Raw genomic sequence first — 14,893 nt, 5'->3', positions numbered from 1 at the left:
GCAAGGGCTACGCGCAGATAAGGTCGGCTGGCGATTGAGCCCTAGAACACAGGCACCGCTCCAGTAGCCAGTTCCTTGACCAATGTGGGTGAGCGAGAGCCCACTTTCAGCGACGACCAGCCGCAACTTGCAGCCATCGACATCCGTTGAGGCAAATCAAGCAAACGGCCTTCCGCGCAACCTAGCATAAATGCTGAAGACTCGATTTTTGACAGTGCCATCTATTGGCGGCGCTCTCTCTGGTGCATTATTAGGCTCATTTAGCCGGCGTTTGCGAAAGCATGGAGGTGTGTCGTGCAGAAGTTGTGGGTGGCACTTGTGGCAATGCTCGCGATAAGTCTGACGGGGTGTGGATACAACACGATTCAATCGCAAGACGAGCAGGTCAAAGCCAGCTGGTCCGAGGTGGTGAACCAGTTCCAGCGTCGCGCTGACTTGGTGCCAAATCTGGTCAACACGGTGAAAGGGTACGCAAGCCATGAGCGGGAAGTTCTGACGCAGGTGACGCAGGCTCGTGCGCGCGTTGGGGCGTTGCAGGTCACGCCGGAGACGCTCAACAACCCGCAGGCTTTCGCCCAATTTCAGGCGGCGCAGCAACAGCTATCCGGGACGTTGTCGAGGCTTTTGGCTGTCTCGGAGAACTACCCACAGCTGAAGGCAGATGCGGGGTTCAGGGATTTGCAGTCCCAACTCGAGGGCACAGAAAATCGGATAGCTGTCGCGAGAAATCGGTATATCCAATCGGTGCAGGCCTACAACGTAACTGTGCGGTCGTTCCCCACAAACCTGACCGCAATGACCTTTGGTTACAAGGAGAAGCCCAACTTCACAGTCGCTAGCGAATCGACTATTGCCAAGCCACCGCAAGTTGAATTCGGCGCCACTCCGGCCAGCGTCCCTGGGGGTGCAAAGTGAAATCGATTTCGGCCACAAAATGCTTGATTCTTGCCCTTCTAACCTTTGTGTCTCTGGGCGCTGCCGCCGACGTCGCAGTTCCTTCGCTGACAGCGCGCGTAACCGACCTGACCGGCACGCTCACCACTGAGCAACAGGCGGCACTGGAGCAGAGGCTGCAGGCATTCGAAGACGAAAAAGGAAGTCAGGTCGCGGTTCTTATGGTTCCCACCACGCAACCAGAAGCCATCGAACAATACTCCATCCGCGTGGTCGAGAAATGGAAACTTGGGCGCAAAGGCGCGGATGACGGCGCACTGCTCATCATCGCGAAGGACGACCGAACGATGCGTATCGAGGTCGGCTATGGTCTCGAAGGCGTCCTCACCGATGCCATGAGCAAGCGCATCATCAGCGAGGACATCACTCCCCGATTCAAGCAGGGCGACTTTTATGGCGGAGTGACAGCCGGCGTTGAGCGCATCATGGCTGTTATCAATGGCGAGCAGTTGCCGCCACCAAAGCGAGCGCGTGGCGGAGGGTCTGACCCGGTTCGGCAGTTCATGCCGCTCATCCTGGTGCTCACGGTGGTGTTGGGTGGGCTGCTGCGTTCCTTCCTGGGTAGGGGCCCAGGTGCTGTGGCTGCCGGCGGCGCCGTCGGAGTTATCGGCTGGCTGATATCTGGCGCCATCGCAGTGGGGCTTCTCGCCGGCGCCATCGCGCTCTTCTTTACGCTGTTCGGCGGCTCACATATGGGCTGGCTCGGAACCGGCGGCCGGTCGGGAGGCTTCGGAGGCGGGTCCGGTCGCGGTGGGTTCGGCGGCGGCGGTGGCGGCTTCGGCGGCGGAGGGGCCTCGGGCAGATGGTGATGGCAAATATCAAACGCAATGCGAAGCATCTGCTCATGACGCACTGGCAAGTCAGGCGGACTTTCCCGCGCAAAACATTGCTCGCAATCGAGCAAGCCATTGCAGGCAGCGAGGCTACGCATATTGGTCAGCTTCGATTCGCTGTGGAGGGTGCGCTGAGCTTTGCCGCGCTGGTCAGGGGCCTCTCAGCGCGGGAGCGTGCAATCGAGGTCTTTTCTCAGCTGCACGTATGGGATACCGAACACAACAATGGCGTCTTGATTTATCTGCTGTTGGCGGACCGCGATGTTGAAATTGTTGCTGACCGTGGCATCCATGCGCGGGTCCCGCAGGACGAATGGGATGCCATTTGCCGAGAGATGGAGGTGGCCTTCCGCCGCTCGGAATATCAACGCGGTGTCATCGCAGGCATACAGGCCATTGGCCAACATCTGGAGAGGCATTTTCCTGCGCGCGAGAGCGGCGAGAATGAGCTGCGCGACAAGCCAGTGATTCTGTGAGTTGGCAATTTTCCATCGGGCGCGTAGTGTAGGCGGAGCTCTCACAGGGGAGGAGCGGATTTGAACCCTCTCGGAATACCTCACGAAGCCACCGGCTTGGTCGCAGCACTGACGGTCGGTCTCCTGATTGGCTTGGAGCGCGGATGGCATGAGCGCGAACTGCCAGAGGGAGGACGCGTTGCCGGCCTGCGCACATTCGCCTTGACCGCCTTTTGGGCGGGGTCCTCGGCAACCTGTTTGCGCAATTTGGCGCGTGGCCGTTGCTCGGTGGGGTGCTGGGCATTTCGATTCTGCTCGCAGTGTCTTACAGACATATCGCCAAATCGACCGGCAACCTTAGCGCGACCGGTGCCGTGGCAATGCTGTTGACGTTGGTGCTAGGCGCCTATGCGGCGCGCGGTTCAATCGCACTGTCTCTTGGTGCAGCCGTGATAGCGGCAGTGCTCCTGGACATGAAGCCGACGCTGCATGGATGGCTTCGTTTGATTGAACATCGCGAATTGACGGCGGCGCTGCAACTCCTGGTGCTCTCCGTGGTCATTCTGCCCAATCTCCCAAGTGTCGGGTTGGGACCCTACCATGCATTGAACCCGTACCAACTTTGGTGGGCGGTGATACTGATTGCCAGCCTGTCCATGGTTGGGCACGTGGCAATGCGCATCACAGGGGCGCAACGGGGCATTTTGTGGACGGGCCTGCTGGGAGGGCTCGCGTCTTCCACCGCCGCGACTTTAGCCCTGGCTCGCTTCGCGCGACTTCAACCCTCGCTGGAGGGGGCATGCGCAGCAGGTGCCCTGGGCGCCTGCGGTGTGATGTTCTTCAGAGTGGCCGTCTTGCTTGGCGTAATTCAACCCATCCTCCTCGTGACATTTGGCGGTGCTTTGCTCGTGACCGGTGCTGTCCTGCTCGGGCTGGCGTTTCTGCAGTGGCAGCAATTCTCCGGGACGCCATCCAGTGAGGCAGAGATTGCTCCCATGGCGCCCTTCGATTTGGGGACAGCCCTGGGGTTCGGCGTCTTCCTCGCCGTCGTCGCGGTCTTGGTGCCCGCTGCCAAACAGTGGCTGGGTGCTGGCGGCATTTACGTCCTCTCAGCGGCTTCAGGACTGGCGGATATTGACGCAATCGTGATATCCCTGGCGCGAATTCACAGCGCCGGAGAGCTCGGGACCGTGACCGTCATTACCGCTATGGGTCTCGCTATCCTGACCAACATGATTACCAAGGCATCGATTGCCTGGGTTACAGGGGGCCAGCAGGTGGGGCAAGCTGTGTGCAAGGGCTACGCCATTGCTATGCTGGCCGGCGGCCTTTCCTTGGCGCTCAACGTCTATCTTCTCTGAGATGGCGGCACGCTAACACGGGCAGGGCATTCCACTGTCTCGAAGTGCTGTCTGAAAGCAATGATTTGGGTGAGGCCTTCCACTGGACGAAAAAAATTGCTTTGTAAAGCAATTGCTTAGCGGCATTCGGTGGCGCCTTCCCGTTATGCGAATCCGCTGTTATGCGATTCTGTTTATAGATGACAGTGCTTGCTGGAAGAACCAAGAGGCCCTGCGGGGCCTCTTTGCATTGGCGGGGCCGGCTATGCCACGTACAGCAGGAACGCTCGCGCCATCTCCATATCCAGCCGCCGGTCCGACAGCGCAAAGGTGCTGTCGCGGTTGATCAGCGCGTACAGCAAGGTGCCGGCCAGCGCCTGGTGCGCAAAGCGGATGCGCAGTTCCAGTTCCGGCGAGGCGCCCGCCGGGTGCAGCCGCGCCAGGCGTGAAGCCAGATCGGCCATGTACTGGCGGTTGAGCTGCCGGATCGGATCCTCGCCGATGGTGACGCGGGCAACCAGCGAGGCACGCAGCACCCCGGCATTGCGGTAAGCCCAGATGCGGCTGTCGCGCGCCAGCGTGCGCACGGCGTCTTCCAGCGTCGGCGGGCATGTGTCGAGTTGCGCAAGGCGCTCGGCCATGCCCTTGCGCAGCGTGGCCAGCACCAGGGCCTGCAGCGCCTTGAAATAGCTCTCCTTGCCTTCGAAGCGGCTGTAGAACGCGCCGGTCGTGACGCCGGCGTGCGCGCAGATTTCCTGGATCGAGACCTGTTCCAGCGTGCGCTCGCGCAGCAGCCGGCGGCCGGCTTCCAGCAGCAGCAGCGTGGTGCGCAGGCCACGCGAATAGCGCGGTGCGGCATAGCCGGCGTGGCCTTCCAGCCCGGTCAGCTTGTTTTCCATGGCGACCCTTTCTCCCCGCGGGGCGTGGCCCTGGCCCGCCCCGTCATGTCCGTGTTTTTACGGATGTCGTGAACCGTATCCGGCCAACATACTGGCCCGAAAACGTAATCCATATTACGAATTGCGCGGCGCCGTGCCTATCAGGTGCCGCCCGGAGTCCGATGCCCGCCGTTCCGGAGACCTAGCATGACCATGTCCTACCAGCCGCGCCGCGCGTGGCTTACCGCAATGCTGTTGTTCTTCTTCCTGGTGGTCAACGCCATGGACAAGATGGTGGTGGGCCTGCTGGCCGCGCCGATGATGAATGAGCTGGGGCTGACGCCGGCGCAGTTCGGCCTGGTCGGCAGCAGCTTCTTCTGGTTGTTCGCGGTGTCCGGCGTGCTGGGTGGCTTCCTTGCCAACCGCACGCCGACCTCTCGGCTGCTGATCGTGATGGCGCTGGCATGGTCGCTGTGCCAGATCCCGCTGGCGCTGTCGTCCAGCCTGGCGGTGCTGATTGTCTCGCGCATCCTGCTTGGCTTCATGGAGGGGCCCGCCGCGCCGGTGGCGATCCATGCCTGCTACAAGTGGTTTCCGGACAGCCGGCGCAACCTGCCGGTCGCAGTGCTGACGCAAGGTGCCGGGATCGGCATCGTGCTCGCGGGCTTCCTGATCCCGGCGGTTGCCGTGCATTGGGGCTGGCGCGCCAACTTCTACGTGCTGGCGGCGCTGGGCGTGCTGTGGGCCGTGGCATGGCTGGCGCTCGGGCGTGAAGGGACGCTCGACGAACGCCCGGCCGCGCATGGCCCCGTGGCCAGCGGCGTGCCGCAGCGCCTGTCATACCGCCTGTTGCTGAGCGATCCCACGGTGCTTGGCTGCTTCGCGCTGCGGCTGGCGGCGTACTGGGGCCTGGCGCTGTGCCTGACCTGGATTCCGGCCTATCTGCAGGGCGGGCTGGGCTTTGACCACGCCGTGAGCGGCAAGCTGTTCGCGCTGATCATCGGCACCAACCTGCCGCTCACGCTGGCCATTGCATGGTTCTCCGAACGGCTGCTGGCGCGCGGCGTGTCGTCGCGGGCGGCGCGCGGGTGGGTCTCGGCCGGCATGCTGCTGCTGTCTGGCGGATTTTTCCTGTTGCTGCTGTGGCCGGACACCACGCCGGCCATGCGGGTGGGCCTGCTGGTAGTGGCCTGCGTGTGCGCACCGGCGATCTATTCGCTGGGCCCGGCGATGCTGGCGGAGGTGGTGCCGGCGGGGCAGCGCGGTGCGATTCTCGCCATCGATGCGTCGGTGTCGTCGCTGGCCGGCGTGCTGGCGCCGCTGGTCACGGGGGTGCTGGTGCAGAACGTGCCGGGCGCGCGCGGTTTCGAGCTGGGCCTGGCCGTCTGCGGCGCGATCATGGTGGTGGCGGCGCTGGCGGGGCTGTACGTGGTCAACCCTGAGCGCTCGCGCCGCCGGCTGGCCGCGCACCTGCCGCCGCGTGTCGAAGCGGGGCAGCCCGCGGTGGCAGCTGGCTGAATTCCCGGCGCCCGGGCTATGACCCGGGCCTACGGCCCGGCACCGCCGCTGGCTTGCGCCACCGCTTCATGCACCAGCGCCGCGAATGCGCGCATGGCCGGCGACGGTGTGCGCCCGGCCAGCGACACGATCCCATACTGCGCCTTCAACTCGGTTGGCGGGTGCATCGGCAGGGCCACCGCCATGCCCTGCGCGCAGGCGCCGGCCATCATCGCCACGGGCACCAGCGCCACGGCATCGACGGCCAGCAGCAGCGAGCGCAACGCGTGCATGTCGTTGCAGGTGACGGTCATCAGCCCGGGCGCGTCCTCGGAGACCGGGCCGCTGCCACCGCTGGCCTCATGCAGTGCCTGCCGGAAGAAGCGCAGGATATGCGCCGGCAGCCGGGTTCCGGCCACCGGATAGGCACGCAGCTCAGCCAGGGTGACTTCGCGCAGCCGCGCCAGCGGATGCCCGCTGCGCACGAAGAATGCCGTTTCCAGCGCTGGCAGCCGGTCAATCTGCAGGTGTCCCAGTTCCGCCAGGCTGCGGCTTTCGCCGACAAAGACATCGAGGCGTTCCGCTTCGAGCGAACGCCGCATGGCCGGCGTGTCCGCGGTCTCCAGGTCGATGCGCAGATGTGGGTAGCGCCGCACCAGCGTCTCGAGCACGGGATCGAGCAGGAACGATGCCGCAAACGGCCCGAAGCCCGTGCGGATCGTGCCGATCTCTACTTCCTCCAGCAGTTGCAGGTCGCGCCGCAACTCGCGCTGTTCGCGCAGCATGCGGCGCGCGCGCTCGAGCGCCAGCATGCCGGCGGCGGTTGGCCGCACCTTGCCGTAACTGCGGTCGATCAGCGGCCCCAGATCCGCTTCCAGTGCCTGGATGCTGCGCGTCAGCGCCGGCTGCGACAAATGCAGAGCGCTTGCGGCACGGGCAAAACTGCCTTGTTCGACCACCGTGACAAAGTGATACAGCTGCCTTAGTCCCACGTCAGCCCCACGAATTAACTATTTTTGCATCAAAAACTGAAAAATATTGCATTGGACGTAATTTCTCAAGCCCGCTAACGTTGCCCTCCAAAACCATAGAGACAACCTGGAGACGACATGAACCGACGCGCATGGCTCGCGCTGGCCGCTGGCGGGCTGATTGGCGGGCTTTCGCTCAGCCTGGCCCTGCCCGCCGCGGCACAGACCTATCCCGCCAAACCGATCCGCATCGTGGTGCCTTATGTGGCCGGCGGCGGCACTGACACCATCGCCCGTGCCATGGGCGAAAAGCTCAGCAAGCGCCTGGGCCAGCCCGTGGTGGTGGACAACAAGGCGGGCGCCTCGGGCATCATCGGCACCGACGCCGTGGCCAAGGCCGCGCCGGATGGCTACACGCTGCTGATGACCCTGACGCAGTCGGTGCTGACCAACCAGTTCCTGTACCAGAAACTGCCCTACGACCCGCGCAAGGACCTGACCATGATCAGCGTGCTGGCCGATGCGCAGCTGGTGCTGGTGGCCCATCCGTCGGTGCCGGCGCGCACTGTGCGAGAACTGGGCGAATACGCGCGCAGCCGGCCAGGCAAGCTCAGCTATGCCTCATGGGGCGTGGGTTCGCTGTCGCACCTGAGCGGCGCCTACTACAGCAAGCTGGTGCACGGCCAGGCCACGCACGTGCCTTACAAGGGCGAGGCGCCGATGATGCAGGACCTGCTCGGCGGCCAGGTGCAGTTCGGCTTTGCCAGCATCCTGACCGCCAAGCCCTATATCCAGAGTGGCAAGCTCAAGGCGCTGGCGGTGACCGGCACGCAGCGCAGCAGCGCGTTGCCTGACATGCCCACCTTCGCTGAGTCCGGCATGCAGGACAGCGCCTTCAAGACCGTCGGCTGGATCGGCCTGGTGGCGCCGGTGGGCGTGCCCGCGCCGATTCTGGCCAGGCTTGAAGGCGAAGTGCGGGCAATCCTGCAGGCGCCCGACATGCAGGAGCGACTGGTCGCGCTGGGGCTGCGCACGGTGGGCAGCTCGCCGGCCGAGGCGCAGGCGCTGTATGCGCGCGACCGGCCGGTGCTGAAGACGCTGGTGGCGGATTCGGGCGCGAAGCTCGACTGATTTTCACGACTGGCTCCCGATGGCGGGCGCCGCGGCAATTGCCGTGTGCGCCCGCTTTTCTATTTGCACAATGTCGCGCGAAGCGCTTTTGAAATCCGAATGGAAACCATTGGCATTCGCATCCGCAATAGCACGTGAAAACCCGGCGAAAATGCGGCAGCGAGGCTGAATTTGCTTGATGTCCGCTCTTGCCGGACTACCATGAAATTCGCGGCGGGATAATCACGGCGGGGTTTTCGTCATTGCGAAAATGAGAGTGGGTCCATCAGTTTCGAGGGGGCGTTGGGGGCAGTCATGAAAAGCGACAAGAAGGTGATCCAGTTGCTCAATGGCCAGCTCCGCCATGAGTTGACCGCGATCAACCAGTATTTCCTGCATGCCCGCATGTACCGGCATTGGGGGCTCGGTGCCCTGGGCAAGCACGAGTACGAGGAATCGATCGAGGAAATGAAGCACGCGGACAAGCTGATCGAGCGCATCCTGTTGCTCGATGGCCTGCCCAACCTGCAGGACCTGGACAAACTGCTGGTCGGAGAGAACACCGAGGAAATGCTCGGCTGCGATCTGAAGCTCGAACAGAAGTCGCAGGCCAGCTGCAAGGAGGCGATCAAGTATTTCGAGTCGGTCAGCGATTATGTCTCGCGCGAGATCGTGGTCGATATCCTCGCCGACACCGAGGAGCATATCGACTGGCTGGAAGCGCAGCTGGAACTGGTGACCAAGGTCGGGCTGCAGAACTACATCCAGTCCGCCATGGGCGGCGTTGGCTAGCTAGTCTCCTGCAAAGATTTCCATTTCCCGCTACACTGCGGCCCGCAGCACGTCGCGTCGTTCAGACGCGGCGTCAGCGGCGGGGTGGCAGAGTGGTGATGCAACGGCCTGCAAAGCCGTATACGACGGTTCGATTCCGTATCCCCGCCTCCAGTTTTTCTTTGCCTGGCACAAGTCGCCGGGCAGTCTTGCGCGCGCCCGCGCAATTTCCCCGATTTTCATGCGTCTGTCACAGTGACCCGTCATGCGCGGCAGCCATGCCGTGATGCGCGTAATTGCCGCGATGGCGCGGGCCATTCCGGCTCCCCTTTTTCCGTTACTTCCCCAATAGAACAACGCCACCGAATCGGGTAATGTTGCCTGACAGGCCACATGGCCTGCATGCAACCCGTGCCGCCGGTGGCGGCACAGCCATGTCCGGGCTTCCATGGTGTTCCCGTCGCGAGGTGATGTGAAAAAGAGAGGCTCCAGATGATCAAAGACTTGCGGATCCGGGCGGCTGTGCCCTCGGACGCGCCAGCCGTGGGCAGCGTGCTGGAACGCTGCGGCCTGCCCGTGGATGATGTGGCCCGCTTGCTCGAGCACTTCCACGTTGCCATCCTTGGATCGCAGATCATTGCTTGCGCTGCCGGCGAGCGTTTCGGCGAGACCGTGGTGATCCGCAGCGTTGCCGTATTGCCGGAACACCGCGACCAGGGCGTGGCCACGCATGTGGTGCGCGCCGCGCTGATGCGCGCGCGCGCCAATGGCGCGCGGCGCGCGGTGCTGCTGGCGTCAAGCTGCCCGAGCTATTTCGCGCGCTACGGTTTTACGCTGGTGCCGGCCGCGAAGCTGCCGGCCGAGGTCATGTCATCGAGCGAATTCCACCGCCATACCGATACACCACCGCTATGCATGTGGTGCGAGCTGGACTGAACCCGCAAGCACCGATGGCACGCCTCAGTGAGTGCCCTTGCAGCGGCTGATCTCCACCGTCACGTGCACCAGTTCCTCATGCACGGATAGTGCCTCGCGCACGCGCTGCGGGCTCAGCGCCGGATCGTGCGTGACCAGGCAGGCGATGCAGGCAAACTGCTGCCGGCCCACGCGCCAGACATGCAGGTCGGTCACACGGGTGCGTTCCTCGCCGTTGGCGTCGGCAGGGTCCAGGCCCGCCAGCACCTCGCGCACTTCTTCCACTACCGGGTGATCCATCTCGCGGTCCAGCAGCACGGTGCCGCTCTGACGCAGCAGGGCGACGGCCCACCTGCCGACCAGGGCGGCGCCCACCAGGCCCATCACCGGATCCAGCCATGCCAAGCCCAGCCACCAGCCGCCGGCCAGCGCGACCATCGCCAGCACCGAGGTCGCGGCGTCGGCCAGCACATGCACGTAGGCGGCGCGCAGGTTGATGTCGTGGTGGTGGCCGTGGCGGTGATCATGGTCATGGCCGTGGTGATGGTGGTCATGGTCGTGCCCGTGCGCATGGCCACCCAGGATCAGCGCGCAGCCCAGGTTGACCAGCAGGCCGAGCGCGGTCACGGCCATGGCCTCGCGGTAGTGGATGTCCTGCGGGCTGAACAGCCGCTCGACCGAGCCGGCCGCCATCAGCGCCGCGATGCCAAGCAGGAACACCGCGCTGGCAAAGCCGGCCAGCACTTCGATCTTCCACGTGCCAAAGGCAAAGCGCCGGTCGCCGGCGTAGCGGCGCGCGGCGGCGTAAGCGAAGGCCGACAGGCCGATGGCCAGGGCGTGCGAACTCATGTGCCAGCCATCGGCGAGCAGCGCCATCGAGTTGAACCAAAGGCCTGCGGCGATCTCTACCACCATGGTCGCGGCGGTGATTGCCATCACCAGGCGCGTGCCGCGTTCGGCGGCGCGGTTGCCGGCGTCGAAGGCGTGGCTGTGGGTCCAGACGGACAGGTCGTGGCTATGCATGGTCGGGTTCGGCTGAGCGCTAGAGAGCTAATCGTCACCCCGCGTGGGGCAATGCAGTCACAAGGGTAGCAGAGCCCCGGCGCTGGGGCGGCCGCGTCCCTGATGGCTGCAGGGACAGCTCGCGCGTACCTTGTGTGCTGCCCGCGAGACAAATAACCCCTGGGTGCCAGCGGGAAATCCGCACGACTCTTACATACATTCACGAATGAATGTATGATTCAGCGAAAAATTCACACTGCCTTCACGACTTTGTTGTCCATTCCGAGATGAGTTATCGATTTATCGCTATCTGCCTGACCGCCTGGCTCGGCCTCTGCGCCACCGCCGGCTGGTTCGTCGAGCGCCTCTGGAGCTGACCCCTGCGTCCTGCGCGGGGGCTACGCCGCGCGCGGCGCTTGCGCCAGCCCGTCAAAGAACTGCCACAGCTGTGGCGCATCGCCCGTGGCCACGTTGAAACGGATCCACGGCGAATCCGTCTCGTCCGGCTCGAAATACGACCCTGGTGCCAGCCAGATGCCATGCTCGAGCGCCAGCGTGGCCAGGCGGTTGCCGTGCAGCGGCTCGCCGCGGCGGCTGGCCTGCAGCCGCGCCTGTACGGCCTCGCTCAGGCGCGCCCAGGCGAACATCCCGCCCTCCGGGCGCAGCAGCACTTCCAGCCCGTGGGCTTCCATCTTTTCCGTCACGCGATCCTGCTGCGCGCGCAGCCGCTCGGCCAGCGCCGCCACGTGGCGGCCGTAGTGGCCGCTGGTCAGCACCGAGTAGACCAGCCGCTCGGTGACTTCCGATGAGGTCAGGCCGACCGCCATCTTGGTGCGCGCGAAGGCCTTGGCCAGGTCGGGGCTGGCGGCAAGATAGCCGACGCGCAGCGACGGCGTGATGGTCTTGGAAAAGCCGTTGATGTAGACCACCTGCGACAGCCCGTCCATGGCCGCCAGCATCGGCGAGCCGGCCGGCGCCAGCTCGCGGTAGATATCGTCCTCCACCACCAGCAGCCGGTGCTGCTCGGCCAGCTGCAGCACGCGGAAGGCGTTCATGCTGCTCAGGCTGGCGCCGGTCGGGTTCTGCAGCACGGTATTGATAAAGAGCGCGCGCGGGGCATGGGCGCGAATGGCATCGTCCAGTGCCTCGGTATCCAGCCCCGCTGCCGAGCGCGGCACGCCCACCACGCGCAGCCCCGCCAGCCGCAGGATCTGCAAGAGGTTGCAGTAGCAGGGCGATTCCACCAGCACCGTATCGCCGGCACGCAGCAGCGTGCGCACCACCAGGTCCAGCGCCTGCGTGGCGCCCTGCGTCAGTACCACCTGCTGCGCCTGCAGCGGGATGCCGTACTGGCCCAGGCCGGCGGCGATATGCTCGCGCAGCGGTGCGAAGCCGTAGGGATGGCCGTAGCCCGACAGCTGCGCCGCCGGCACGCGCGCCGAGGCGCGCATGGCCTGGTGCAGCCCTTCCTCGTTGAGCCAGTCGCCGGGCAGCCAGCCGGCGCCAGCCTTGATCGGCACCGAGTGGTCGGCGAACACATCCGACAGCAGCCACGCCGCGTTCAGTCCCGGCGCCTCCCAGTGGGGCGCGCGCGCGCGTCCGGCCGGGGCATGGCGGTGCGCCACGGTATAGCCCGAGCCCGGGCGCGCCGCCAGGTAGCCCAGTGCGGTCAGCCGGCCGTAGGCTTCAGCCACGGTGAAGGTGCTGACGTGGTGGTGCTGCGCAAAGCGGCGCACCGAGGGCAGGGCGGTGCCGGCGCGCAGCGCGCGCTGCTCAACCAGTGCGGCGATGCCGGCGACGATCTGCTCGGTCAGGGTGTCGCCGTCGCGGCGGCTGCGGGTCAGGGTCAGGGTCAGCATCAGGCACTCTGGCAGGCGTGAACCTGTACAGTTTAGCGGCTGGAGACAGGCCAGGCCGCGGTGGTTTTCCGCAAAGCGAAATTTGCCGCAGTGCAGCGTGGCATGACCCTCCGCTGTCCAGGGCAGGTCGTGGCATGGTAGGCGCCGGCGGCAAGCGGATGGCGCTTGCCTGTACGGTTTGGCGTGTTCAAACTGCACGGTAAGGCAGTCTTGTCCGGACTGTATATTTTGTCGGCCAGACGCCGCCGGTAGAGTGGCCCTCATTGCCGCCGCGCTGCCCGCCAGCGCGCCACCCGCCAATCCGACCTGATTCCCCCTAGGAGGACGTATGGACGCCGCCAAGACCGTGATTCCCGATCTCGATGCCCTGTGGATGCCCTTCACCGCCAACCGCCAGTACAAGGCGGCGCCGCGCCTGCTGGCGTCGGCCAGCGGCATGTACTACACCACCCACGACGGCCGCCAGATCCTGGACGGTTGCGCCGGCCTGTGGTGCGTGGCCGCCGGCCACTGCCGCAAGGAAATCTCCGAGGCCGTAGCGCGCCAGGCTGCCACGCTGGACTATGCGCCGCCGTTCCAGATGGGCCATCCGCTGTCGTTCGAGGCCGCCACCAAGGTGGCCGCGATCATGCCGCAGGGGCTGGACCGCATCTTCTTCACCAACTCGGGCTCGGAGTCGGTCGACACTGCGCTGAAGATCGCGCTGGCCTACCACCGTGCACGCGGCGAAGGCCAGCGCACGCGTTTTATCGGGCGCGAGCGCGGCTACCACGGCGTGGGCTTCGGCGGCATGGCGGTGGGCGGCATCGGCCCCAACCGCAAGGCGTTCTCGGCCAACCTGATGCCGGGCACCGACCACCTGCCGGCCACGCTGAATATCGCCGAGGCAGCCTTCTCCAAGGGCCAGCCGCAATGGGGCGCGCACCTGGCCGATGAGCTGGAGCGCATCCTGGCGCTGCACGACCCGTCCAACGTCGCCGCCGTGATCGTCGAGCCGCTGGCCGGCTCCGCCGGCGTGCTGGTGCCGCCGGTCGGCTACCTGGAAAAGCTGCGCGAGATCACCAGCCGCCACGGCATCCTGCTGATCTTCGACGAGGTGATCACCGCCTTCGGCCGCCTGGGCGCGGCTACCGCGGCCGAGCGCTTCAAGGTCACGCCGGACCTGATCACCATGGCCAAGGCGATCAACAACGCCGCGGTGCCGATGGGTGCCGTCGCCGTGCGCCGCGAAGTGCATGACACCGTGATCAACGCTGCCGCGCCGGGGGCGATCGAGCTGCTCCATGGCTACACCTACTCCGGCCATCCGCTGGCCGCGGCTGCCACCATCGCCACGCTGGACCTGTACCAGCGCGAAAACCTGTTTGGCCGCGCCGCTGAACTGGCGCCGGTGTTCGAGGCCGCGGTGCACGGCGTACGCAGCGCGCCGCATGTGAAGGACATCCGCAACTACGGCCTGGTCGCCGGCATCGAGCTGGAGCCGCGTCCCGGCCAGCCCGGCGCGCGCGCGTATGAGGCCTTCCTGAAGTGCCTGGAGCTCGGCGTGCTGGTGCGCTACACCGGCGACATCCTGGCGTTCTCGCCGCCGCTGATCATCTCCGAAGCGCAGATCGGCGAGATGTTCGATACGGTGAAGAAGGCACTGCAGGACATCAAGTAAGCAGCGCGCGCCGCTTCGCATTGCCGCCGGACCTGCGGGTCCGGCCTCTCTGATTGCACGCCGGGGCGCGCGCTGACTTGCGTGCCGCGGCAATCGAAGGAAATCCCAAGTGAGCATCGCAGAAAACCGGCAACTGGCCGAGATCCACCATTTCATCGGCGGCGCCGTGCGCCGCGCCGGCGGCCAGCGCCTGGCTGACGTATTCAACCCCGCCACCGGCGAAGTCGCAGCACGGGTGGCACTGGCCACCGCGCAGGACGTGGCCGATGCCGTCGCCGCCGCCCAGGCCGCATTCCCCGCCTGGGCCGACACACCGCCGCTGCGCCGCGCGCGCATCCTGTTCAAGTTCAAGGAGCTGCTCGACCAGCACCACGACGACCTGGCCGCGCTGATCACGCGCGAGCACGGCAAGGTGTTCTCGGACGCCAGGGGCGAAGTCACGCGCGGCATCGAGGTGGTGGAATTTGCCTGCGGCATCCCCAACCTGCTCAAGACCGATTTCACCGACAACATCGGCGGCGGCATCGACAACTGGAACCTGCGCCAGCCGCTGGGCGTGGTGGCGGGCATCACGCCGTTCAACTTCCCGGTGATGGTGCCGATGTGGATGTTCCCGGTGGCGCTGGCGTGCGGCAATACCTTCGTGCT

15 protein-coding genes and 1 tRNA gene are annotated in these 14,893 nt (G+C 65.3%); 12 read left to right on the top strand and 4 right to left on the bottom strand.

Annotation, left to right across the window (positions count from 1 at the left end; genetic code table 11):
* Nucleotides 1-324 precede the first annotated feature (324 nt).
* Genes A3A5_RS0119760 through A3A5_RS0119745 form a run of 5 tightly spaced genes read left to right on the top strand, consistent with a single transcriptional unit; the run spans nt 325 to nt 3,603 of the window.
* Nucleotides 325-915 (top strand): LemA family protein, encoded by a 591-nt coding sequence (locus A3A5_RS0119760; RefSeq protein WP_198293161.1) that lies wholly within the window; start codon nt 325-327, stop codon nt 913-915.
* Nucleotides 912-1,763 carry a YgcG family protein gene (locus tag A3A5_RS0119755; protein ID WP_026200931.1) on the top strand — a complete coding sequence of 284 codons (852 nt, stop codon included), beginning with the start codon at nt 912-914 and terminating at the stop codon, nt 1,761-1,763. Before A3A5_RS0119760 ends, A3A5_RS0119755 begins: the two co-directional genes overlap by 4 nt.
* Entirely contained in the window at nt 1,757-2,263 is a 507-nt protein-coding gene (locus A3A5_RS0119750) for a TPM domain-containing protein (protein WP_018312258.1), read from the top strand. The genes A3A5_RS0119755 and A3A5_RS0119750 overlap by 7 nt, the downstream gene beginning before the upstream one ends.
* A gap of 60 nt (nt 2,264-2,323) precedes the next feature.
* Entirely contained in the window at nt 2,324-2,632 is a 309-nt protein-coding gene (locus A3A5_RS45750; protein ID WP_081623954.1) for an MgtC/SapB family protein, read from the top strand.
* Nucleotides 2,536-3,603 (top strand): MgtC/SapB family protein, encoded by a 1,068-nt coding sequence (locus A3A5_RS0119745; protein ID WP_369797795.1) that lies wholly within the window; start codon nt 2,536-2,538, stop codon nt 3,601-3,603. The genes A3A5_RS45750 and A3A5_RS0119745 overlap by 97 nt, the downstream gene beginning before the upstream one ends.
* A 242-nt stretch (nt 3,604-3,845) precedes the next feature.
* Here A3A5_RS0119745 and A3A5_RS0119740 read toward each other — a convergent pair whose 3' ends face one another.
* A complete protein-coding gene (locus tag A3A5_RS0119740) occupies nt 3,846-4,481 on the bottom strand; it encodes a TetR/AcrR family transcriptional regulator (protein ID WP_018312256.1) in 636 nt (211 codons plus the stop codon).
* Nucleotides 4,482-4,667: 186 nt separating this feature from the next.
* Between A3A5_RS0119740 and A3A5_RS0119735 the strand changes: the two genes are divergently transcribed.
* Complete coding sequence (locus A3A5_RS0119735; RefSeq protein WP_018312255.1) at nt 4,668-5,978, top strand: MFS transporter; 1,311 nt, start codon at nt 4,668-4,670, stop codon at nt 5,976-5,978.
* A 29-nt stretch (nt 5,979-6,007) separates the two neighbouring features.
* Here the strand turns inward: A3A5_RS0119735 and A3A5_RS0119730 are convergent, their stop codons facing one another.
* On the bottom strand, nt 6,008-6,949 hold the full coding sequence (locus tag A3A5_RS0119730; protein ID WP_026200930.1) for a LysR family transcriptional regulator: 942 nt from the start codon (nt 6,947-6,949) through the stop codon (nt 6,008-6,010).
* A gap of 117 nt (nt 6,950-7,066) precedes the next feature.
* Between A3A5_RS0119730 and A3A5_RS0119725 the strand changes: the two genes are divergently transcribed.
* From A3A5_RS0119725 to A3A5_RS0119710, 4 genes are all read left to right on the top strand, one after another.
* Nucleotides 7,067-8,059, top strand: a complete 993-nt coding sequence (locus A3A5_RS0119725) for a tripartite tricarboxylate transporter substrate binding protein (RefSeq protein WP_018312253.1) — start codon at nt 7,067-7,069, stop codon at nt 8,057-8,059.
* 294 nt (nt 8,060-8,353) lie between these two features.
* Nucleotides 8,354-8,830, top strand: a complete 477-nt coding sequence (gene bfr, locus A3A5_RS0119720) for a bacterioferritin (RefSeq protein ID WP_018312252.1) — start codon at nt 8,354-8,356, stop codon at nt 8,828-8,830.
* A 78-nt stretch (nt 8,831-8,908) separates the two neighbouring features.
* Nucleotides 8,909-8,983, top strand: a tRNA-Cys gene (locus A3A5_RS0119715).
* A gap of 318 nt (nt 8,984-9,301) precedes the next feature.
* Complete coding sequence (locus A3A5_RS0119710; protein WP_018312251.1) at nt 9,302-9,745, top strand: GNAT family N-acetyltransferase; 444 nt, start codon at nt 9,302-9,304, stop codon at nt 9,743-9,745.
* A 24-nt stretch (nt 9,746-9,769) separates the two neighbouring features.
* Here the strand turns inward: A3A5_RS0119710 and dmeF are convergent, their stop codons facing one another.
* Together dmeF and A3A5_RS0119700 are read right to left on the bottom strand one after the other, a co-directional pair.
* Nucleotides 9,770-10,747, bottom strand: a complete 978-nt coding sequence (gene dmeF / locus A3A5_RS0119705) for a CDF family Co(II)/Ni(II) efflux transporter DmeF (protein WP_018312250.1) — start codon at nt 10,745-10,747, stop codon at nt 9,770-9,772.
* Between the two features lie 377 nt (nt 10,748-11,124).
* The gene (locus A3A5_RS0119700) at nt 11,125-12,585 is read right to left on the bottom strand and encodes a PLP-dependent aminotransferase family protein (protein ID WP_018312249.1); all 1,461 of its coding nucleotides are present in this window, start codon (nt 12,583-12,585) and stop codon (nt 11,125-11,127) included.
* 328 nt (nt 12,586-12,913) lie between these two features.
* Here A3A5_RS0119700 and A3A5_RS0119695 point away from each other — a divergent pair, with 328 nt between their 5' ends.
* Both A3A5_RS0119695 and A3A5_RS0119690 read left to right on the top strand, forming a co-directional pair.
* Complete coding sequence (locus tag A3A5_RS0119695) at nt 12,914-14,245, top strand: aspartate aminotransferase family protein (protein ID WP_018312248.1); 1,332 nt, start codon at nt 12,914-12,916, stop codon at nt 14,243-14,245.
* Between the two features lie 109 nt (nt 14,246-14,354).
* Nucleotides 14,355-14,893, top strand: a 539-nt coding sequence (locus tag A3A5_RS0119690) for an aldehyde dehydrogenase family protein (RefSeq protein ID WP_018312247.1), incomplete at its 3' end; no start/stop codon positions are given.

The organism is Cupriavidus sp. UYPR2.512 (assembly GCF_000379565.1).
Lineage (GTDB): Bacteria > Pseudomonadota > Gammaproteobacteria > Burkholderiales > Burkholderiaceae > Cupriavidus.
Note: the sequence above shows the minus strand (reverse complement) of the source record. Positions and strands in the feature narration are given on the sequence as shown.